This window comes from Arthrobacter sp. TJ-240 (genome assembly GCF_058269195.1).
Window position 1 is genome coordinate 115,028 of the sequence record NZ_JBZCNG010000006.1, and the last position, 19,522, is coordinate 134,549.

Here is a 19,522-nt window from a genome sequence, read left to right on the forward strand (position 1 = left end):
TACCGGTGACAACTGCCAGTGACACCGGCGGGGAGCGGGCAGGGTAGGCTTGAGGCTGTAGTAATGGATGCCCGGTCGTTATCACTCTCCCGATAACCCGCAGTACCTACTCGATCCCGAGTTCCCGTGGGCGCAGGTCTTCCTCCGCAGCCCGCACGCAGTAGCAAGCCCGCGATCGGCTTCCACTGGACGCCCTGGCGCCCGCCGATACGCTCCGCCCCGGATGAACCGATCCCGGCGTCGAGCCTCAGCGGCCGCGGGGCCTGAATGAACGGTAGAACGTGCACGACATCAACTCAGGCAATACCCCGGTGACGGATGCCCACCACCTCGTCGCCGACAATTCGGCCGACGCCATCGACGTCGAGGAGACGCTGGTCACCACCGAGGAGCCGCACGCGGTCGTCCCCGAGACCTTCGCGGACTTCAACGTCCGGCCCGACATCGTCGAGTCCCTCGCGGACGCCGGCATCATCCACCCCTTCCCCATCCAGGCGATGACGCTCTCGATCGCCCTCGGCGGACACGACATCATCGGCCAGGCGAAGACCGGCACGGGCAAGACCCTCGGTTTCGGCATCCCGGCGATCCAGCGCGTCGTCGGTCCCGACGACGCCGGCTACGAGAAGCTCCCGGTGCCGGGCGCCCCGCAGGCCCTCGTCGTCGTCCCGACGCGCGAGCTCGCCGTGCAGGTGGCCAACGACCTCACGACGGCGGCGAAGAAGCGCAACGCGCGCATCGTCACCATCTACGGCGGCCGTGCGTACGAGCCCCAGATCGAGGCCATCAAGAAGGGCGTCGAGATCGTGGTCGGGACTCCCGGACGCCTGATCGACCTGTACCGGCAGAAGCTGCTGGTGCTCAAGAACGTCAAGATCGTGGTGCTCGACGAGGCCGACGAGATGCTGGACCTCGGCTTCCTGCCCGACGTCGAGACCCTGATCGCCGCGACGCCGCCGGTGCGCCAGACGCTCCTGTTCTCCGCGACCATGCCCGGCCCTGTCATCGCGATGGCCCGCCGGTACATGACGCAGCCCACGCACATCCGGGCCGCGGATCCCGAGGACGAGGGCATCACCAAGAAGGACATCCGCCAGGTCATCTACCGGGCGCACAACCTGGACAAGGCCGAGGTCGTGGCCCGCATCCTGCAGGCCCGTGGCCGCGGCCGCGCCATCATCTTCTGCAAGACCAAGCGCACCGCCGCGAAGCTCTCCGAGGAACTGATCGACCGCGGCTTCGCGGCCGGGGCCATCCACGGCGACCTCGGCCAGGGTGCCCGTGAGCAGGCGCTGCGGGCGTTCCGCGGTGACAAGATCGACGTGCTCGTCGCCACCGAGGTCGCTGCACGCGGCATCGACGTCGAGGACATCACGCACGTCATCAACTACCAGTGCCCCGAGGACGAGAAGGCCTACCTGCACCGCGTGGGCCGCACGGGCCGCGCCGGCAAGAAGGGCACCGCGGTCACGTTCGTGGACTGGGACGACGTCCCGCGCTGGGGCCTGATCAACAAGGCGCTCGGGCTCGACACGCCGGAGCCCGTCGAGACCTACTCCTCGTCGCCGCACCTCTTCACGGACCTCGACATCCCCGAGGGCACCAAGGGGCGCCTGCCCCGCAAGGACCGCAAGCTCGCCGGCATCCAGGCGGAGGTCCTCGAGGACCTCGGTGAGACGGGCAAGCGTGGCGGCGGCGCGCACGGCGACGACGGCGGACGCGGTCGTTCCGGCGGACGCGGTGGCTCACGCCGCGACGGCTCCGGTTCGAGTTCAGGCTCCGCCTCCGGCGACGGCTCCAGGGGTTCGCGCGGCCGGGGCCAGGGAGGCACCGGCTCCGGCGGCGCCGGGTCCCCCGCCGCATCCGCTCCGGCCGACACGGTCGAGGGCGGCGGACGCCGTCGTCGTTCCGGTAGCGAGGGCGAGGCCCCGTCGGGCGACCGTCCGCGCCGCAGCCGGACCCGCCGCCGCAACGGTGAGGTCGTCGGGAACCCAGCCGGCGGCACGGAGGACTGACACCCGGTGTCGGAGCTTCCTGCGCCGTCCGCGCCTCCCTCATGGAGTGCGGACGGCGCCAATCTCGTGGTGCACGCCGACAACGCGGAGTACCTCGCAACCCTGCCCGACGCGGCGTTCACGATGATCTACGTGGACCCGCCCTTCAACACGGGCCGTGTGCAGCGCCGCCAGCAGACCTCCATGGTGCGGGCGATGCAGGGCGAAGGGGACCGTGTGGGCTTCAAGGGGCTGTCCTACTCGACGGTCAAGGGGATGCTCGCAAGTTACGACGACGCCTTCGAGGACTACTGGGACTTCCTCCTGCCCCGCCTGGCGGAGGCGTGGCGGCTCCTGGCCGACGACGGCACGCTGTACCTGCACCTGGACTACCGCGAGGTGCACTACGCGAAGGTCATGCTCGACGCCCTGTTCGGGCGCGACTGCTTCCTGAACGAGATCATCTGGGCCTACGACTACGGTGCGAGGGCGAAGCGGAAGTGGCCGGCGAAGCACGACAACATCCTCGTGTACGTCAAGAACCCGTCGGGCTACTACTTCAACAGTGACGAGGTGGACCGGGAACCGTACATGGCGCCGGGCCTCGTGACCGCCGAGAAGGCGGCCCTGGGCAAGCTGCCCACCGACGTGTGGTGGCACACGATCGTGTCGCCGACGGGCCGGGAGAAGACCGGCTACCCCACGCAGAAGCCCGAGGGCCTGCTGCGGCGCGCCGTCGCGGCCAGCAGCCGTGAGGGCGACTGGGTGCTCGACTTCTTCGCGGGCTCCGGGACCCTCGGGGCAGTGGCCGGGAAGCTCGGCCGCCGCTTCGTGTGCGTGGACCGCAACCCGCAGGCCGTCGAGGTCATGCACGCGCGCCTCGCCCCCTGGACCTGATCACCGCCGTCGGCGAGGAGGGGGCCTGCCCTGCCGGGCCGCTGCCCCTGGCCGCCCCGCGCAGGACCTAGCCCGCAGCAGTGCCGGTCGCGAGCGCCGTGATGGCCTCGAGGGTCTCCTCCGACGTGAGGTTCTCCCCCAGCAGATTGGGCTTGCCGCTGCCGTGGTAGTCGCTGGATCCCGTGATGAGCAGCCTGTGGTCCCGTGCGATCCTCCGCAGCTCCACGCGCGCCTCCTCGGGATTGTCGCGGTGCTCCACCTCGAGGCCCAGCAGCCCGGCGTCGATCATCTCGTCGATCACCGCCCCGCCCACCACGGCTCCGCGGTTGAACGCCGACGGGTGCGCGAAGACCGGCACACCGCCTGCCTCCCGGATGAGGGCGACGGCGGCCGCAGGGTGCGGCGCGTAGTGGCTCACCCAGTACGGCGAGCGCGCGGTGAGGATGCGTTCGAACGCCTCCGAGCGCGTCTCCACGACCCCGAGGGCGATCAGCGCGTCGGCGATGTGCGGGCGGCCCACCGTGGCCCCCTCCGTCACGTGCTGCTGCACCAGCTCCCAGGTGATCGGGAAGTCGCCCGACATCAGCTCGACCATGCGCCGTGCCCGCGTCAACCGTGCAGACCTCGACTTCGCGATCTCCTCGGCCAGCCCGGCGTGGGCGGGATCGTGCAGGTAGGACAGCACGTGCACGCTGATGCCGGTGTCCGTGCGGCAGGAGACCTCCATACCGGGAACGAATCCGATACCGAGGTCCTCCGCGGCGGTCCTCGCCCGGTCCCAGCCGGCGGTGGAGTCGTGGTCGGTGAGCGCGACGACGTCGAGCCCGGCCGCCGCCGCGGAGCGGATCAGGACGTCGGGGTCCTCGGTGCCGTCCGAGACGTTCGAGTGGGTGTGCAGATCGATTCTCACCGGATCCAATCTACGCGCCACGGGCCCCGGGCCCGCTTACCGGTGCCTGCGCCGCTCCGGTCACCAGGACGAGCTCGCCCGCCACCTGCCCGCCCTCGCTCCGGTGGCGGGCCTCTGCAGCCTCGGCGAGCGGATAGGTCCGGTCGGCGACGACGCGCAGCTTCCCCGCGTCGATGAGGTGGAAGGCCGCAGCCCTCATCGAGTGGTCGTGCCGGCCGGACGGACGAGGGAGAGGAGCCGTCGGAGGTCCGCGACCTCGTCCGTGGTCAGGTCGTCGAAACGGGGAGCGATGGCCTCGATCCGGCCGCGCCGGAACTCGGCGACCTCTGCGTGCGCCTGGTCGGTCAGCCGCACGACCCGTACGCGCGCGTCGGCGGGGTCGACGTCGACCGTCACGAGACCGGCCTTCCGGAGCAGGTCCACGTGCTGGCTCACCGCTCCGCTGGTGACGTCGAGCAGGGCGGCGAGCGCCCCGATGCCCAGCCCGCCGGTCCGCGACAGCCGGTACAGCACGTTCATCGGGGCCCGGCCGAGGCGCCGCTCGCGGAACGGGTACGAGCCGGCGGCCGCGAGGTCCCTCGTCAGCGACGCCATGCTGTCGATCGCCTGGGCGAGCAGTTCGTCCCGACGGGGATCGGCGGGCATCAGTAGCTGACCATGGGGGGCTGGTGGATGAAGGAGCGGTCGTCCACCTGCCGCAGGAGGAACTCGGCGAGGTCCGCGCGTCCGACGGTGGTGCTCGAGTCGACGCCGACCCGGCCCACGCGGTAGGTACCGGTGCGCGGCTTGTCCTGCAGGCGCGGACCGCGGACGACGGTCCACTCCAGACCGCTGTCGCGGAGGACCCGGAGGTGTCCCTCGGCATCCGCGAGCACCTTGGGTGAGAGCAGCCTCAGCAGGGCCCGGATGATCCGGTCCGCGGCCTTCGTCCTGTCGTGCACCGGGTCGGGCAGTCCGCCGCCGGACAGCGAGACGATGCGCCGGACTCCGTGCCTCCCCATGGCCTCCGTGATGTTCCGGATGCCGCCGGTCTGCAGGGTGGCCGGGGATCCCGCGACCTGCCCGATGACGCTGATGACGGCATCACTCCCCGCGATCACGCGGTCGACCGCGGCGGGGTCGAGGACGTCTCCCTCGAAGACCGTCGACCGTGCTCCCGAGGACCGGATGGAGCCCGCCGATCGTGCGAGGACGCGCACGGCGTGCCCGGCCTCGAGAGCCTGTTCGATGACATGGCGCCCGGTCCAGCCGGAGCCGCCGAAGACCGCGAGCGTGGCCACAGGTCCGCCTTCCTGATGCGCGAGCGGGTGAGAATATGTTAGTTCCTAAACTAACTCCGATCCCGGACTTTCACGACCCCCGGCGATGGTGGGACGATGGCGGGGTGAGCACCGACGACACCGCCCCCGCATCCGACTTCCCCATCGACGCACCGGAGGGCCAGCCGCTGTCCGACCGCAACGAGAACCGCTCGCAGCGGCCCGACTCCGAGGCCTTCAAGGCGTTCATGGCCGGTAGCTGGGCGCCGGCCTCGGACGACCTCCCGCCCGCTGCACCCGTCGCGGAGCACGCGGCCCGCCGCCGCCGAGCCATCTCCGACCGGTTCCCGGGCGAGCGCATCGTCATCCCCGCCGGCCCCTTCAAGGTCCGCTCCAACGACACCGACTACCGGTACCGCCCGCACTCCGGTTTCGCGCACCTGACCGGCCTCGGCCTCGACCACGAGCCCGACGCCGTGCTCGTCCTCGAACCTGTGGACCCGGGAACGGGCGACGACGGCGGCAACCACACCGCCACGCTGTACTTCCGCGAGCTCGCCGGGCGCGACAGCGCCGAGTTCTACGCGAACGCCCGCTACGGCGAGTTCTGGATCGGCCAGCGCCTGTCCATGGCGCAGATCAGGGCTCAGCTCGACCTCGAGACCGCCGACCTGGCCGAGCTCGAGGTGGCCATCACGAAGGACGCCGGCGTCTCCGCGGTCGGCGGTGTCAGCATCCGCCTGCTCCGCGAGGTGGACTTCAACGCGGACGCGCTGGTGGACACCTCCCGGATCAACACCGGCGTGGACCTCGAGCAGGCCGACGCCCTCGACGCCGTGCTCGCCGAGGCGCTCTCCGAACTCAGGCTCATCAAGGACACCTGGGAGATCGAGCAGATGGAGGCCGCCGTCGCCGCCACCGTCAACGGCTTCCACGAAGTGGTTCGGACCCTCCCCCGGGCCCTGACCCACCCGCGCGGCGAGCGCGTCGTCGAAGGGGCGTTCTTCACCCGGGCGCGGGAGGAGGGCAACGACCTCGGCTACGACACGATCGCCGCATCGGGCAACAACGCCACCACCCTCCACTGGATCCGCAACACGGGCCAGGTGAGCGCAGGGGACCTGCTCCTGCTCGACGCGGGCGTCGAGGCCGAGAGCCTCTACACCGCCGACATCACGAGGACCCTCCCCGTCACCGGTCGGTACTCGGAGACCCAGCGCAGGATCTACCAGGCGGTGCTCGACGCCGCCGACGCGGGCTTCGCCGCCGCGCAGCCGGGCCGGAAGTTCCGCGACGTGCACGCGGCCGCCGTCGCCGTCCTCGCCGAGAACCTCGACAGCTGGGGGCTCCTGCCCGTCCCCCTCGAGGAGGCCCTGGCGCCCGAGGGCCAGCACCACCGCCGCTGGATGCCGCACGGCACGAGCCACCACCTCGGCATGGACGTCCACGACTGCGCGCAGGCCAAGCGGGAGCTGTACCTCGACGGCATCCTCACCGAGGGCATGGTATTCACCATCGAGCCGGGCCTCTACTTCAAGGCCGAGGACCTGGCCGTCCCCGAGGAGTACCGGGGCATCGGTGTCCGCATCGAGGACGACATCCTCATGACCGCCGACGGCCCCGTGAACCTCAGCGCAGCACTCCCCCGCAGCCCCGACGACGTCGAGGCCTGGATGGCGGGCATCTGGGGCAGCACCGGCGAGTAACGCTCGCCCCGCGCCAGCCGCCCGACACCGGCAGGCAGTGAAGGCGAAGGCCGGGACCCATCGGGTCCCGGCCTTCGCCTGTCCGGAGAGTGCTAGCGCGGCCCGCCCCCCGCGGAGGATCCGTGGCTACCGGGCCGGTCGTCCGTGGAGCCGCCTGCGCCCGCAGCCGTGTCCCCGGTCCCCGCCGCGGTCCCGGCGGGAGTCCCCGACGCGTCGCCCGAGGGGTTGACGGCCTGCGGCTCGTCGACGCGCACACCGTACTGCGGCCTGCCGTCGGGCAGGTCGGGGAACTGGCCCCGCCGGGGGCCCGTGGTGCCCGGACCCGCGGTCTGCTCCTCGGCCGTGCCGGGCTGCTGCTGACCCTGCTGACCCTGCTGACCGGCGTAGGGGTCGTTCCAGCCCGCGGGGCGCTCGGGAGCCGGCTGTTGGGCCTGCCCGGGCAGCTGCTGGGGGGCCTGGCCCGGTACCTGTCCGGGAGCCTGTCCCCAGGCCGCAGGAGCGCCGCCGGGGTGCTGGGCCTGCCCGTTCATGGGCAGCTGTTGCAGAATGCGCCGGGCCTCCGCGGCAAGACCAGGCTCCACGATCACGTCGTAGCTCGTCGCCACGACCTGGCTCGTCGAGGTGAAATCGCGCCGCCCGCGCTGGAAGGTGTAGGTCAGGACGCCGAAGAGCAGCCAGAAGATGGCGCCCAGCGCGATGGAGGAGGAGATGGTGATTCCCGACTCGCTGCCGGCGAACAGGCTCAGGATCAGTCCGACGAAGAGGCCGAACCAGGCTCCCGTCGCGGCACTCGCGAGCGCCACCCGCGGGTAGCTCAGTCGCCCCGTGACGCGCTCGACGGTCTTCAGGTCGTTGCCGATGATCGCCACCCGCTGGACGGCGAACTTGTTGTCCGCGAGGTAGTCCACGGCTTTCTGGGCATCGAGGTAGCTCGTATACCGGCCGATGGTCTCGCCCGTGGGCAGCACCCGGCCCAGATCGCGGGAGGCAGTGGTTCCAAGTGGTGATGTCGACATGGTGTCCATTCTTGCCTAACGCCCGCGACCGCGGGAGGATTCGCAGGAGTTCCCCGGACATTGTGCTGCCGGGAGGCCGCGCACGGCCTGGACGCGATGCCGTGCGAGTCCGTCCGGGCCGATAGCCTAGAGCTGTGACTACCAACCCCACCCGCGTCTTCGTGGCCCGCCTGCTGGGCCTCGATGTGTTCGATCCCCTCGGTGACCGCCTGGGCCGTCTGCGGGACGCCGTCGTGCTCGACCGTGGCCCCGCCAAGGCCCCGCAAGTCGTGGGTCTCGTGGTCGAGGTGCCCGGCAAGAAGCGCGTCTTCGTGCCGATGACACGCATCACGTCGATGGATCCGTCCCAGATCATCTGCACCGGCCTGGTGAACCTCCGCCGCTTCGAGCAGCGCGGCGCCGAGATGCTCGTCGTCGCCGAGCTCTTCGACCGCCGGCTCACCCTCCGGGACGGCAGCGGCAGCGCCGTCGTCGAGGACATCGCGATGGAACGCAACCGCGCCGGCGACTGGCACGTCTCCCAGCTGTTCGTGCGCCGCGGCGGCGCGGTGTCCCCCCTGCGCGGGCTACGCCGCGGCGGCGAGCGCCTCATCATCGACTGGCTCGACGCCTTCCACGGCAATACCGACGAGCCGCAGGGCGCCACGCAGTTCGTCGCGCAGCACGACGATCTCAAGCCCGCCGACTTCGCCGAGGCGATGCACGAGATGAACGACAAGCGGCGCCTCGAGGTGGCGGGCGAACTGCAGGACGACCGCCTCGCCGACATCCTGCAGGAACTGCCCGACGACGACCAGGTCCAGATCCTCACGTCCCTCACGCGCGAACGCGCAGCGGACGTGCTCGAGGAGATGGATCCCGACGACGCCGCGGACCTCCTCAACGAACTGCCCGACGCGCAGAAGGAGGAGCTGCTCCAGCTCATGGAGCCCGACGACGCCGAGGACGTGCGCCGTCTCCTCGAGTACGAGGAGGGCACGGCGGGTTCCCTCATGACCACTGTGCCCGTGATCCTCCCCCCGGAGGCCACGGTCGCCGAGGCCCTCGCCCATGTGCGGCGGGAGGAGCTGACCCCCGCGCTCGCCTCCTCGATCTTCGTGTGCCGCCCGCCCCTCGAGACACCGACGGGCCGCTACCTCGGCGTGGTGCACATCCAGCAACTGCTGCGCTACCCGCCGCCGGAACCGCTCGGCAACATCATCGACACCGATCTCGAGGCGGTCGGTGACCAGGCGAACGTCAGCGAGGTGTCGCGGATCCTTGCCACCTACAACCTGAACTCCCTGCCGGTCGTCAATACGGACGGCAGGCTCGTCGGTGCCGTGACCGTCGACGACGTCCTGGACCATCTGCTGCCCGACGACTGGCGCGCACAGGACGACGCAGCTGTACCGAGACGAGGTGACCGCCGTGGTTGAGAAGATCCGATCGAATTCACGCGGACTCGACACGCCGCGGGAGGCGCGCAAGCGCTTCCTCCCGCGCCTGCGACCGAACCCGGACCGGTTCGGCAGCGGCACGGAGAACATCGCACGCTTCATGGGCACCCCGCAGTTCCTCTTCTACATGACGGTCTTCGTCGCGCTCTGGCTGATCTGGAACACCGTAGCACCGGAGAACCTGCGCTTCGACAGCGCGGCACTGGGATTCACGGCGCTGACCCTGATGCTCTCCCTGCAGGCCTCCTACGCCGCGCCCCTGCTTCTGCTCGCCCAGAACCGCCAGGACGACCGCGACCGCGTCTCCATGCGGGAGGACCGCCACCGGGCCGAGCGGAACCTCTCCGACACCGAGTACCTGACGCGCGAGATCGCGGACCTCCGCATCGCCATCCGCGAGGTCGCCACGCGAGACTACGTGCGATCGGAACTCCGTTCGATTCTCGAAGAGCTGCTCGAGACGACCGATGGCCAGGAACTCACCCTGCAGAAACGCAAGCCCCGCAAGCCGTCCGACGGCACGACGTCGCTGCCGAGGGTCCAGTCCACCGGGAGGAAGCCCTCCCGGTGAACCACGACCTGCCGGCCGAGACCGCCGTCCGTGCCGCCCTCTCGACCGTGATCGACCCGGAGCTGCGCCGTCCCATCGACGAACTCGGGATGCTCGAGTCCGTGACCGTCGACGGCGCGACGGTCCGCGTCCGGGTGCTGCTGACGATCGCCGGGTGCCCGCTCCGCGACTCGATCACGGCCGACACCGAGGCCGCTCTCTCGCGCGTCGACGGCGTGGAGCGCGTGGAGGTGGAGCTCGGCGTGATGGACCAGGCGCAGCGGGATGCGCTGAAGGAACGGCTCAAGGGTGCCGGCGGGCAGCGCGGCATCCCCTTCAACGAGCCGTCGTCGCTCACGCGCGTGTATGCCGTCGCCAGCGGCAAGGGCGGCGTGGGGAAGTCCAGCGTGACCGTGAACCTGGCCGCCGCCATGGCAGCGCAGGGCCTGCGGGTGGGGATCGTGGACGCGGACGTCTACGGCTTCTCCGTCCCCGCCCTCATGGGCATCACGCAGCAGCCCACGCGCGTGGACGAGCTCATCCTGCCGCCCGTGGCGTACGGGGTGAAGGTGATCTCCATCGGCATGTTCGTGGAGGGCAACCAGCCCGTCTCCTGGCGCGGACCCATGCTGCACCGGGCACTGGAACAGTTCCTCACCGACGTGTACTTCGGCGACCTGGACGTCCTGTTCCTCGACCTGCCGCCGGGCACCGGGGACATCGCCATCTCCGTGGCGCAGCTGCTGCCGGCCTCCGAACTCCTGGTGGTCACGACGCCGCAGAGCGCCGCCGCGGACGTCGCCGAGCGGGCCGGCGCCATGGCCGCCCAGACGGGGCAGCGGGTGGCGGGGGTGATCGAGAACATGTCGTGGCTCGAACTGCCCGACGGCGGGCGGCTCGAACTGTTCGGCGCGGGCGGCGGGAGCACCGTCGCTGCGCGCCTGTCGGCGACGCTCGACGCCGACATCCCCCTGCTCGGCAGCATCCCGCTGGACGTGTCGCTGCGGGAGGGCGGCGACGCCGGTGTCCCCCTCGTGCTGGGCACCGTGGACTCGAGGGCGCGGCAGGAGCTGGCGACGATAGCGTCGGCGCTGGCGCGTCGCCCGCGTGGCCTGGAGGGCCTGAAGCTTCCCGTCCGGGTCCGCTGAGGCGGCTCCGACCGGGCGGCCCGGACCGGCCTAGGTCGCTTCGCGGTCGTAGGGCGCGGGATCGCCGGCTTCCAGGCGGGGCCCGATCGGCACCTGGACGGCGGGGCGGGAGGCCGCGACCGCTGCGGCAGCGGGAGCGGCGACCGCGGGTGTGGGGGCGTTGGGGCTCACGGGCTTGAAGACGTCCTCGATGTCGTCGAGGAGGGCCTCCTTGATGATGCGGCGGGGATCGTACTGGCGGGGGTCGAGCTTGCGCCAGTCCACCTCGTCGAGCTCCGGGCCCACTTCCTCCCGCAGCTGCTCACGCGCTCCGCTCGCCATGCGCCGCAGTCCCCTGACGAGCCGCGCGAGCTGCGCTGCGTACTCCGGAAGTCGCTCCGGGCCGAGCACCACGACGGCGATGATCGCCAGGACCACGAGTTCGAGGCCGTTGATTCCCAACACGTGAAAAGACTACCTTCCCGGCTCACGCCGAACACATTCCCCCGGCACCCTCGGACACCCGGACGTCGGGGCCGTCGAAGGTCCACGTCCGCGTCGCCCGGCGGCTACCTAGTCTCCCCGGGGATGGGTGATCCGGGAGAGACCGCGGATGATCCGCTCCATCATCGAATCGTCCTGGCCCTGCGGTGCCAGCGACAGCTGGGCGTGCTCCGTCGCCACGAGCTGGGTGAGGGTCTGCGGCATCGCGGCCGCGGGCAGGTCCGAGACCACGGTGTAGGTGACCGTGGGGCTGTCGAGGACCACCTGCCACGGCCGGCCCGAGCGCACCCAGATGTCGCGGTCGGCACCGCCGACGTGCTCGAACCCGTCCGTGGTCACGTCGCTGCCGGTGACGGCGTTCAGGGGCGGCTCGCCGCCGCTCCCGGTGTCTCCGACCTTCCGCTGCTCGTAGACGGTGACCGTGTCGCCGTCGTTCTCGAGGACCAGCTCGAGGGTGGGCCTGCCGCCGACCGTGATGCCCTCGGCGCTCTGGAGCGTGAACCCGAGCGACTCGAGCTCCGGACAGTACCAGCCGCCGGCCCGCAGCGTCTCGAGCTGGGCGGTGTCGAGATAGGTGGGTGTGCGCGGCGCTACGGAGTCCCAGCCCGCGCGCAGCGCCGTGGACCCCCGAGCACCCTCAGGTGCCGTGCCGGCCTCGGAGCCGACGATGTACGCACCGGCGAGCACTGTGGTGGCGACGACGGCGGAGCTGCCCGCCAGGACGAGCGTCCGGTGGCGCCGTCGCGGCGTCGTGCGCTCGTGGTGCGCACGGACGAATGCGGCGCTGGAGCCGGTGCGCGCCTCGCGCCCGCCTGCGGGAGACCCGCCGGGGGACGCCGCGGTATCGAGTGCCGGCAAGAGGAGTCGCTGCTGGAACTCGGGGTCCGGCGAGGGGTTCCGGAGGCCCAGCAGGGCGCTCTTGAGGCTCCGGAGGCGCGCGACCGCCGTTGCACACGAAGCGCAGCGGGAGACGTGCCGTTCCACGGCGATGCGGCGCCGATCGGACAGCTCGCCGTCCACGAGGTCCTGGAGCGAACGTTGGGGATGAAGCATCGGTCCTAGCCCAGGCCGGCGATCCGCGGGACTCCGAGGGCGGCGCCGTTCCCGCCGGACCTGCGCGGATCGCGGTGGGCGAGCTTCTCGCGCAGCATCGTGCGTCCGCGGTGGATGCGGGACCGGACGGTGCCGAGCTTGACGCCGAGCACCTGCGCCACCTCGTCGTAGGCGAGACCCTCGAGGTCGCAGAGCACCACGGCGGCGCGGAAGTCCGGCGGCAGCTCCTCCAGGGCGGCCTGCACGTCGATGTCGAGATTGTTGAACTCGAAGCTGCGCTCGGGGCCGGGGTGCTTGCTGGGCAGGCGGCTCTCCGCCTCCTCCGTGAGCCCGTCGAAGCGGATCCGGGTCTTGCGCCGTGCCTGGTCGAGGAAGAGGTTCGTGGTGATGCGGTGCAGCCAGCCGTCCAGTGTGCCGGGCTTGAAGTTGGCGAGGGACCGGAAGACCCTCACGAAGACCTCCTGCGTGAGGTCCTCTGCGTCGAACCGGTTGCCCGTGAGCCGGTAGGCAAGACGGTAGACCTTGGGCGAGTACGTGGTGACGACTTCCTCCCACGACGGCGCGACCCACGGATTGCCGTGCTCATCGAGGATGGGCGCGTCCGCTTCGGCGACCGCCTCCATCGCGGCGCGTGCCGCCTTGACGCTGGACATCATGTACCCCTTCTCGCCGTGGATCCCGGACCGGCCCCTGCTCCTGCTGACGGGCACGAGCCGTGGTACGGGGGATTCGGGACTGCACGCATGCCGGATGTCCCGAGTGGGAAGTCTTTCCCACGAAGCTGGGAGCAAGCTGGCAGCACCGCGCGTGTTGCGCGGCGCTCCGCCGGTCGGATGCGCTACCCTCCCGCACTGCGGCCGGGCCGCCCGCATGGAAGGAGGGGTGCGCCGCACAGTAGTGTTGACGCGGGGCTCCCGCCACCCGACAGCCCGCATGATTTCCCGCACGATTTCCCGCGAACGACAGAACGGACGCCCATGGCCGCCGACAAACACAGCAGCTGGTCCTACACCGAAGGACTCCCGGACGAGGACGACGTCCTGCTCAGGGCACGCGACAGGTCCCACGAGCTCGGCGTCGCGCCCGTGACGCCCGCGGTCGGCGCCGCCCTCACGGTGCTCGCGGCCGCCTCGAAGGCCACCACCGCCGTGGAGGTCGGTGCCGGAGCAGGGGTCTCGGGCGTGTGCCTGCTGCGGGGGCTCGGCCGCAACGCCGTACTGACGACCATCGACTCCGATGTCGACCACCTGCGCGCAGCCCGTGAGGCGTACGCGGAGGCAGGGATCCCCTCGAACCGCACGCGGACCATCTCCGGGCGCGCCGCGGATGTGCTGCCGCGGCTCACGGACCGGGCCTACGACCTGGTGTTCATCGACGCGGACAAGCCGGGCCTTCCCGCGTACGTGGAACAGGCCACACGCCTGCTGAAGGACGGCGGCATCCTGATCGTCAACGACGCACTGGACCAGGACCGCGTGGCGGAACCGGCCGTGCGCGAGCAGTCGACCAACACGCTGCGACAGATCGGGAAGGCGATCCGGGAGAACGAGGCACTCGTGTCGGCACTCCTGCCGACCGGCACCGGACTCCTCCTGGCGGTCAAGCAGCGCGCCTGAGAGCGCTGCCTAGTTCGTGGCGGTGAGCAGGCAGTCCTTGAGCTTGCCCGCCTCTTCGGCGTTCAGCTCGACGACGAGGCGGCCACCGCCGTCGATCGGCACCCGCATGATGAGGCTGCGCCCTTCCTTGGTGACTTCCATCGGTCCGTCGCCGGTTCGCGGTTTCATGGCAGCCATGGGGGTGTCCCTTTCAACAGGGCGCGACCGCGACCAGCGGTAGCGCGACAGTAAACAGTGCTCCGCTCCGGCGCCCGATGAAAGGTCCGGCGGTGCACGTCATCACCATCATTATTCAGCACAAGGGCTGCTCCTGCTAATTCAGGTGCGGCGTGGATCACACTCAGGGTGGATAATCCCCGTCCGGGCCGGTGGGCGTCCACCCCCACAGCCGGTCCACCCAGAGGAACTGGAGCACCACGGAGACCGGCAACACCACCCAGAGGATGCGGCCCCGGCCGACGGTCGCGACCGCGAGGGCGAGCGGGAACAGCGGTGCCAGGATGCGCCACGTACTGGACTGCGGGTCCCAGAAGGCAGCGAGGTACAGCAGGTACCCGGCGCACCAGGCGCCGGTCACCAGCCCGAGGGAACGCACCGCCGGCGTCAGGAAGAGCGCGGCGGCCCCGATCACGAGGGCCGCGACCACCAGCACCGCGGCCCCGGGGCCGAGCACCGCGGCGGGCGCGTCGAACCACGGGACGAACGGGGCGAGCGGCTCACCGCGCCAGGCCGTCTCGGTAGCCACATAGGCGTCGCGCTGTCCTGTGACAGCCCAGGCGATCCCGGGCCACGCGACGGCGGCGAGGGACGAGACCACGCCCAGCAGGAAGAGCGGAAGCACCGCCCGCCGGAGCGCCGGGTCCGCCCCCGGGCGGCGGGCGGACCAGAGCGTCGCGACGAACAGGATGCCCACCGCGATCGCGAACGGCACCCCCGCAGGCCGTGCCGAGCACATCAGCGCTACGACGGGCATCGCCGCGTAGTAGCGCCGTGTCGCCACGAGGTAGAGCGAGGAGGAGAGCAGCAGCAGGTGCAGCGACTCCGCGTACGGCACCTGCAGGATCACGGCCACGGGGGCGAAGGACACGACGGTGACCCCCGCGAGCGCGGTCCGGTGGGCGGTGCGGAGACGGAAGAGCCGGTAGACCACGAGCGAGGCCCCTGCTGCGGCCGAGACCGTGACCACGGGCGCGAGGACCCCCCAGCCGAGGCCGGTGCCGGCGTCGAGGAGCCGGACCAGTCCCGGGAAGAGGGGGTAGAACGCCCACTGGTTGTGGCTGACGACGCCCGCGTCGTCCCGGGGCAGTTCGGACGGGTAGCCCTCCCTGAAGATGCGCTCGTACCAGCCGCTGTCCCAGTAGTTGATGAACGTGCCGTAGCCGGGAGCCGCGCCGGACCACGGACTCGGGCCCTGGCGTGCGGCGGCGATCAGGAGGATCGCGGTGGAGACGAGGCGGCCGGCGAGGAAGACCGCGAGTACCTGCACGGACCAGTGCACGGCGGAGAGCCTGGACGCCAGGGTGGAGGGGAGCGCGGGGGACGGCGTCCGGCGGGTCCTGGCCGCGCCGGTGCGGCTCACGGCGGCCCTCCGCCGGCGATAGCCGGCGCCTCGGCGTCGCGGACGGAGCGGACCCAGCAGCCGCGGAGGTGATCGTCGACGTAGCCTGTGGCCTGCAGCATCGCGTATGCCGTGGTGGGGCCGACGAAGCGGAGGCCGAGCCGCTTCAGCTCACGGGCCAGGGCCGTGCTCTCGGCCGTGATGGCCGGGACCTCCGAGAGGTCGGCGGGCGCCGGGCGCGGCGGCGGACGATGGTCCTCGAGGACGGACGCGAGCGTGGTGCCCTCCGGGAGGCCGAGCAGTGCCCGGGCATTGGCGATCGTGGCATCGATCTTCTGCCGGTTCCGGACGATCCCCGGGTCCGCCAGGAGCCGCTCGACGTCGTCGGACCCGAACGCCGCGACGGCCGCCGGGTCGAAGCCGGCGAAGGCACGGCGGAAGGCGTCCCGCTTGCGCAGGATCGTGATCCAGCTCAGTCCGGACTGGAAGGCCTCGAGGCTCAGCCGCTCGAAGAGCGCTGCCTCACCCTCGACGGGCCGGCCCCATTCCTCGTCGTGGTACCGCTCGTAGTCCGCGCTCGCGACCGCCCAGCCGCAGCGCAGGCGGCCGTCCGAGCCCGGCACGGCTCCGCTCACCATGCCGTGTCCTGCCCGGCGTGCTGCCCGGCGTGCTGCCCGGTCTCCCGCACTGCGTCCCGCCGGGCGAGCTGCGAGCGCAGCCCTGCGATCACGGCGTCCCGCTCCTCGAGCGCCACAGCCAGCCGGTCGAGGACCTCGTCCACCTGGTCCATGCGGTACCCGCGGAGTCCGAGGCCGAAGCGGATCGCGTCAACGTCCTGCGCCGAGGGGCTCTCCGGCAGCAGGACGGGCGGAAGGGAGGCCACGGGCTCCACGAGGCCGAGCCCGTCCCAGCGTGCGGCGGGTTCCTCCGACCCGGCGGAGGCGGCCGGCCCGGCCCCGCCGGCGGAACCGTCCCGCGCGCTCACCGCGAGTCGCCGGAGGGGGGTGGGCAGCGGTCGGCCCGAGGCGAGGACGGCGGTCCCGCCGACCAGCAGGATGGCGAGGATCACCAGGAAGATAGTCACACCGCAATGGTGCCAGAGTCGCCCCGGCCGTCGGCCTCGGAACCCGGGATCCTGGCCCGGGGCCGGGGCCGGGGCCGGGGCCTGGGCCGTTACGGCTCAGGCGGGGTGGTCGTGGCCGGCCGAAGCGGCGACGATGCGCACGGCCTCCTCGGCCGTCTCGACGAGCTGCAGCAGTGAGAGGTCCTTCTCGGAGATGGTCCCCTCGGCCAGCAGGGTGCCGTGGATCCAGTCGAGCAGCGGCTGCCAGTACGCGACGCCGACGAGCACGATCGGGAAGGACGTGACCTTGCCCGTCTGCACGAGGGTCATCGCCTCGAACAGTTCGTCCAGCGTGCCGAAGCCGCCCGGCAGCACCACGAAGCCGCTCGCGTACTTCACGAACATCGTCTTGCGGGCGAAGAAGTACCGGAAGTTGATGCCGAGGTCCACCCACTCGTTCATGCCCTGCTCGAAGGGCAGCTCGATCCCCAGACCCACGGAGGTACCGCCCGCCTCGCATGCGCCCTTGTTGGCCGCCTCCATGGCACCCGGGCCTCCGCCCGTGATGACGGCGAAGCCGGAGTCGACGAGCCTCCGGCCCACCTCCTCGCCGATGGCGTAGAAGGACGAGTCGCGTGCCGTGCGTGCGGACCCGAAGACGCTGATGGCCGGCCCGAGGTCGGCGAGCGTGCCGAACCCCTCGACGAACTCGCTCTGGATGCGCAGGACGCGCCACGGGTCGGTGCGGGTGAACCCTCCGGAGTCGTCCGCATCCAGGAGCATCTTGTCCGCCTGCGGCATCGTGGCCTGGCTGCGCCTCAGCTCCACAGATCCTTTCCGCCGCGTCGCGGGCCCTTCTGCCGACGCCTCCCTGCGGGGTCGGGCCGAGCCGTTGGACCCGGGCGCCGCAGGCACAGCGGATGCGGCCTGACCGTCCTCGGGCAGCGCGAGGAGCCGTGCGTCGTCGCCGGCGGAGGGATGCTGGGAAGGAGACATTTTCCTAGGCTAACCAACGCTGGATGGCGTGCGCGCTTTGATTGCTCTTGAATTACGATCGCCGCCTTTGCACCGGGGTGTATTGCCGCGAAGGAATAGTTCGCTAGATTTCTCCCATGACAAGTGAACCGCGACCGGCTCCGTCCGCGTCCACCGGAGGCCCTCTCGTCTCCCTCAAGCGCGTCAACAAGCACTTCGGGGACCTGCACGTCCTGCGCGACATCAACCTGGAGGTCGCGCGCGGCGAGGTCGTCGTCGTGATCGGGCCGTCCGGGTCCGGGAAGTCGACTCTCTGCCGCGCGATCAACCGCCTCGAGACCATCGACGACGGCGAGATCACCATCGACGGCAAGGTGCTGCCCGCGGAGGGCAAGGCCCTCGCGAAGCTGCGCGCCGACGTGGGGATGGTCTTCCAGTCCTTCAACCTCTTCGCGCACAAGTCCATCCTCGAGAACGTGACCCTCGGCCCCGTCAAGGTTAAGGGCATGAGGAGCAACGAGGCGAAGGAACTGGCGATGTCCCTGCTGAAGCGGGTCGGCGTCGACAACCAGGCGCAGAAGCTCCCGGCCCAGTTGTCCGGCGGCCAGCAGCAGCGTGTGGCGATCGCCCGGGCCCTCGCGATGCAGCCGAAGGTCATGCTGTTCGACGAGCCGACCTCCGCGCTGGATCCGGAGATGATCAACGAGGTCCTCGACGCGATGGTGTCGCTCGCCAAGGAGGGCATGACCATGATCGTGGTGACCCACGAGATGGGCTTCGCGCGCCGGGCCGCCGATCGCGTCATCTTCATGGCCGACGGCCAGATCGTGGAGCAGGCCACACCCGAGGAGTTCTTCACGAACCCGCAGAGCGAGCGCGCCCGGGACTTCCTCGGCAAGATCCTCTCGCACTGACCAGGTCCAACCACCCACCCGATCCACGAGGGCCTCGCGAGGCCGCACACCAAGGAGAACCCATGCAGAAGACCCGATACGCAGCAGCCGCGGTGGCTGCTGTGGCCGCACTGACCCTGTCCGCCTGTGGCGGCGGCGACAGTGCCGAGAGCGGTAGCGGTAGCAGTGCGGAGGGCGGCGGCGAGAGTCTCCGCATCGGCATCAAGTTCGACCAGCCCGGCCTCGGGTACGACGAGGGCGGCTCGTACTCCGGCTTCGACGTCGACGTCGCGAAGTACGTGGCGGGCGAGCTCGGCGTCAGCGAGGAGAACATCGAGTGGGTCGAGGCCCCCTCGGCCAACCGCGAGAACCTCCTGTCCAACGAGCAGGTGGACATGATCTTCGCGACCTACTCCATCACCGATACACGCAAGGAGACCGTCGACTTCGCCGGACCGTACTTCGTGGCCGGCCAGGACCTCCTCGTGCCCACGGACAGCGACATCACGGGCCCCGAGGACCTCGAGGGCAAGAACCTCTGCTCGGTCACGGGCTCCACGTCCGCGCAGAAGATCAAGGACCAGTACCCCGGCGTGCAGCTCGTCGAGCAGCCGGGCTACGCCGAGTGCGTCACGGCGATGGGCGGCGGCCAGATCGACGCGGTCACCACCGACGACATCATCCTCGCCGGCCTCGCTGCGCAGGAAGCCAACGCCGGCAAGTTCAAGGTCGTCGGCAACACGTTCTCCGAGGAGAACTACGGCGTCGGCCTGACCAAGGGCAGCGACCGCTGCGAGGACATCAACGCCGCCATCACCAAGATGATCGACGACGGTGACTGGGAAGAGGCCATCACCCGCAACACCGAGGGTGCCGACTACACCTTCAACGCAGAGCTGAACCCGCCCACCCCGGCGCCCTGCGCCTAGCACTGCTCCCGTTGGTGGGGTGGTCCGTGCGGA

The 19,522-nt window shown here is 70.8% G+C and carries 22 protein-coding genes; 9 read left to right on the forward strand and 13 right to left on the reverse strand.

What is annotated here, in order from left to right; all coding sequences use genetic code 11:
- The first annotated feature begins 311 nt into the window (after nt 1-311).
- Entirely contained in the window at nt 312-2,015 is a 1,704-nt protein-coding gene (locus tag AC4D2C_RS14875; protein ID WP_490915782.1) for a DEAD/DEAH box helicase, read from the forward strand.
- A 6-nt stretch (nt 2,016-2,021) separates the two neighbouring features.
- On the forward strand, nt 2,022-2,891 hold the full coding sequence (locus tag AC4D2C_RS14880; RefSeq protein WP_490915627.1) for a DNA-methyltransferase: 870 nt from the start codon (nt 2,022-2,024) through the stop codon (nt 2,889-2,891).
- 67 nt (nt 2,892-2,958) lie between these two features.
- Here AC4D2C_RS14880 and AC4D2C_RS14885 read toward each other — a convergent pair whose 3' ends face one another.
- The 4 genes from AC4D2C_RS14885 to AC4D2C_RS14900 are packed head-to-tail and all read right to left on the reverse strand — an operon-like array spanning nt 2,959 to nt 5,081.
- Entirely contained in the window at nt 2,959-3,801 is an 843-nt protein-coding gene (locus AC4D2C_RS14885) for a PHP domain-containing protein (RefSeq protein WP_490915628.1), read from the reverse strand.
- 10 nt (nt 3,802-3,811) lie between these two features.
- A complete protein-coding gene (locus AC4D2C_RS14890) occupies nt 3,812-4,000 on the reverse strand; it encodes a zinc-binding dehydrogenase (protein WP_490915629.1) in 189 nt (62 codons plus the stop codon).
- Nucleotides 3,997-4,446, reverse strand: a complete 450-nt coding sequence (locus tag AC4D2C_RS14895; RefSeq protein ID WP_490915630.1) for a MarR family winged helix-turn-helix transcriptional regulator — start codon at nt 4,444-4,446, stop codon at nt 3,997-3,999. Before AC4D2C_RS14895 ends, AC4D2C_RS14890 begins: the two co-directional genes overlap by 4 nt.
- On the reverse strand, nt 4,446-5,081 hold the full coding sequence (locus AC4D2C_RS14900; protein WP_490915631.1) for an NAD(P)-dependent oxidoreductase: 636 nt from the start codon (nt 5,079-5,081) through the stop codon (nt 4,446-4,448). The genes AC4D2C_RS14895 and AC4D2C_RS14900 overlap by 1 nt, the downstream gene beginning before the upstream one ends.
- A 35-nt stretch (nt 5,082-5,116) precedes the next feature.
- Here AC4D2C_RS14900 and AC4D2C_RS14905 point away from each other — a divergent pair, with 35 nt between their 5' ends.
- Nucleotides 5,117-6,766, forward strand: a complete 1,650-nt coding sequence (locus AC4D2C_RS14905; RefSeq protein WP_490915632.1) for an aminopeptidase P family protein — start codon at nt 5,117-5,119, stop codon at nt 6,764-6,766.
- 92 nt (nt 6,767-6,858) lie between these two features.
- Here AC4D2C_RS14905 and AC4D2C_RS14910 read toward each other — a convergent pair whose 3' ends face one another.
- The gene (locus AC4D2C_RS14910) at nt 6,859-7,782 is read right to left on the reverse strand and encodes a YflT domain-containing protein (protein ID WP_490915633.1); all 924 of its coding nucleotides are present in this window, start codon (nt 7,780-7,782) and stop codon (nt 6,859-6,861) included.
- A gap of 134 nt (nt 7,783-7,916) precedes the next feature.
- On the opposite strand from AC4D2C_RS14910, the gene AC4D2C_RS14915 reads away from it, so the two are divergent.
- The 3 genes from AC4D2C_RS14915 to AC4D2C_RS14925 are packed head-to-tail and all read left to right on the forward strand — an operon-like array spanning nt 7,917 to nt 10,919.
- The gene (locus AC4D2C_RS14915) at nt 7,917-9,200 is read left to right on the forward strand and encodes a magnesium transporter MgtE N-terminal domain-containing protein (RefSeq protein ID WP_490915634.1); all 1,284 of its coding nucleotides are present in this window, start codon (nt 7,917-7,919) and stop codon (nt 9,198-9,200) included.
- Complete coding sequence (locus tag AC4D2C_RS14920; RefSeq protein ID WP_490915635.1) at nt 9,193-9,792, forward strand: DUF1003 domain-containing protein; 600 nt, start codon at nt 9,193-9,195, stop codon at nt 9,790-9,792. Before AC4D2C_RS14915 ends, AC4D2C_RS14920 begins: the two co-directional genes overlap by 8 nt.
- Nucleotides 9,789-10,919: an Mrp/NBP35 family ATP-binding protein gene (locus AC4D2C_RS14925; RefSeq protein WP_490915636.1), complete on the forward strand. Its 1,131-nt coding sequence runs from the start codon at nt 9,789-9,791 to the stop codon at nt 10,917-10,919. Before AC4D2C_RS14920 ends, AC4D2C_RS14925 begins: the two co-directional genes overlap by 4 nt.
- Before the next feature lie 30 nt (nt 10,920-10,949).
- On the opposite strand, the gene AC4D2C_RS14930 is transcribed toward AC4D2C_RS14925, so the two are convergent.
- The 3 genes from AC4D2C_RS14930 to sigE all read right to left on the reverse strand — a co-directional run bounded on the left by AC4D2C_RS14930 (nt 10,950) and on the right by sigE (nt 13,111).
- Nucleotides 10,950-11,363: a sec-independent translocase gene (locus AC4D2C_RS14930; protein WP_490915637.1), complete on the reverse strand. Its 414-nt coding sequence runs from the start codon at nt 11,361-11,363 to the stop codon at nt 10,950-10,952.
- A gap of 108 nt (nt 11,364-11,471) precedes the next feature.
- Complete coding sequence (locus AC4D2C_RS14935) at nt 11,472-12,455, reverse strand: anti-sigma factor family protein (protein ID WP_490915638.1); 984 nt, start codon at nt 12,453-12,455, stop codon at nt 11,472-11,474.
- 5 nt (nt 12,456-12,460) lie between these two features.
- Nucleotides 12,461-13,111, reverse strand: a complete 651-nt coding sequence (gene sigE / locus AC4D2C_RS14940) for an RNA polymerase sigma factor SigE (protein WP_490915639.1) — start codon at nt 13,109-13,111, stop codon at nt 12,461-12,463.
- A gap of 321 nt (nt 13,112-13,432) precedes the next feature.
- Here sigE and AC4D2C_RS14945 point away from each other — a divergent pair, with 321 nt between their 5' ends.
- Nucleotides 13,433-14,071 carry an O-methyltransferase gene (locus AC4D2C_RS14945; protein WP_490907699.1) on the forward strand — a complete coding sequence of 213 codons (639 nt, stop codon included), beginning with the start codon at nt 13,433-13,435 and terminating at the stop codon, nt 14,069-14,071.
- 9 nt (nt 14,072-14,080) lie between these two features.
- Here the strand turns inward: AC4D2C_RS14945 and AC4D2C_RS14950 are convergent, their stop codons facing one another.
- From AC4D2C_RS14950 to AC4D2C_RS14970, 5 genes are all read right to left on the reverse strand, one after another.
- The gene (locus tag AC4D2C_RS14950) at nt 14,081-14,248 is read right to left on the reverse strand and encodes a DUF3117 domain-containing protein (RefSeq protein ID WP_104049533.1); all 168 of its coding nucleotides are present in this window, start codon (nt 14,246-14,248) and stop codon (nt 14,081-14,083) included.
- Nucleotides 14,249-14,411: 163 nt separating this feature from the next.
- The gene (locus AC4D2C_RS14955; protein WP_490915640.1) at nt 14,412-15,650 is read right to left on the reverse strand and encodes a hypothetical protein; all 1,239 of its coding nucleotides are present in this window, start codon (nt 15,648-15,650) and stop codon (nt 14,412-14,414) included.
- Nucleotides 15,647-16,267, reverse strand: coding sequence for a DNA-3-methyladenine glycosylase I (locus tag AC4D2C_RS14960; RefSeq protein WP_490915641.1), 621 nt, complete (start codon nt 16,265-16,267; stop codon nt 15,647-15,649). Before AC4D2C_RS14960 ends, AC4D2C_RS14955 begins: the two co-directional genes overlap by 4 nt.
- The gene (locus AC4D2C_RS14965) at nt 16,261-16,713 is read right to left on the reverse strand and encodes a DivIVA domain-containing protein (protein WP_490915642.1); all 453 of its coding nucleotides are present in this window, start codon (nt 16,711-16,713) and stop codon (nt 16,261-16,263) included. Before AC4D2C_RS14965 ends, AC4D2C_RS14960 begins: the two co-directional genes overlap by 7 nt.
- A gap of 96 nt (nt 16,714-16,809) precedes the next feature.
- The gene (locus AC4D2C_RS14970; protein ID WP_490915643.1) at nt 16,810-17,688 is read right to left on the reverse strand and encodes an LOG family protein; all 879 of its coding nucleotides are present in this window, start codon (nt 17,686-17,688) and stop codon (nt 16,810-16,812) included.
- A 116-nt stretch (nt 17,689-17,804) separates the two neighbouring features.
- Here AC4D2C_RS14970 and AC4D2C_RS14975 point away from each other — a divergent pair, with 116 nt between their 5' ends.
- Entirely contained in the window at nt 17,805-18,581 is a 777-nt protein-coding gene (locus AC4D2C_RS14975) for an amino acid ABC transporter ATP-binding protein (protein WP_490915644.1), read from the forward strand.
- Nucleotides 18,582-18,643: 62 nt separating this feature from the next.
- On the forward strand, nt 18,644-19,489 hold the full coding sequence (locus AC4D2C_RS14980; RefSeq protein WP_490915645.1) for a glutamate ABC transporter substrate-binding protein: 846 nt from the start codon (nt 18,644-18,646) through the stop codon (nt 19,487-19,489).
- The last annotated feature ends 33 nt before the right edge of the window (nt 19,490-19,522 follow it).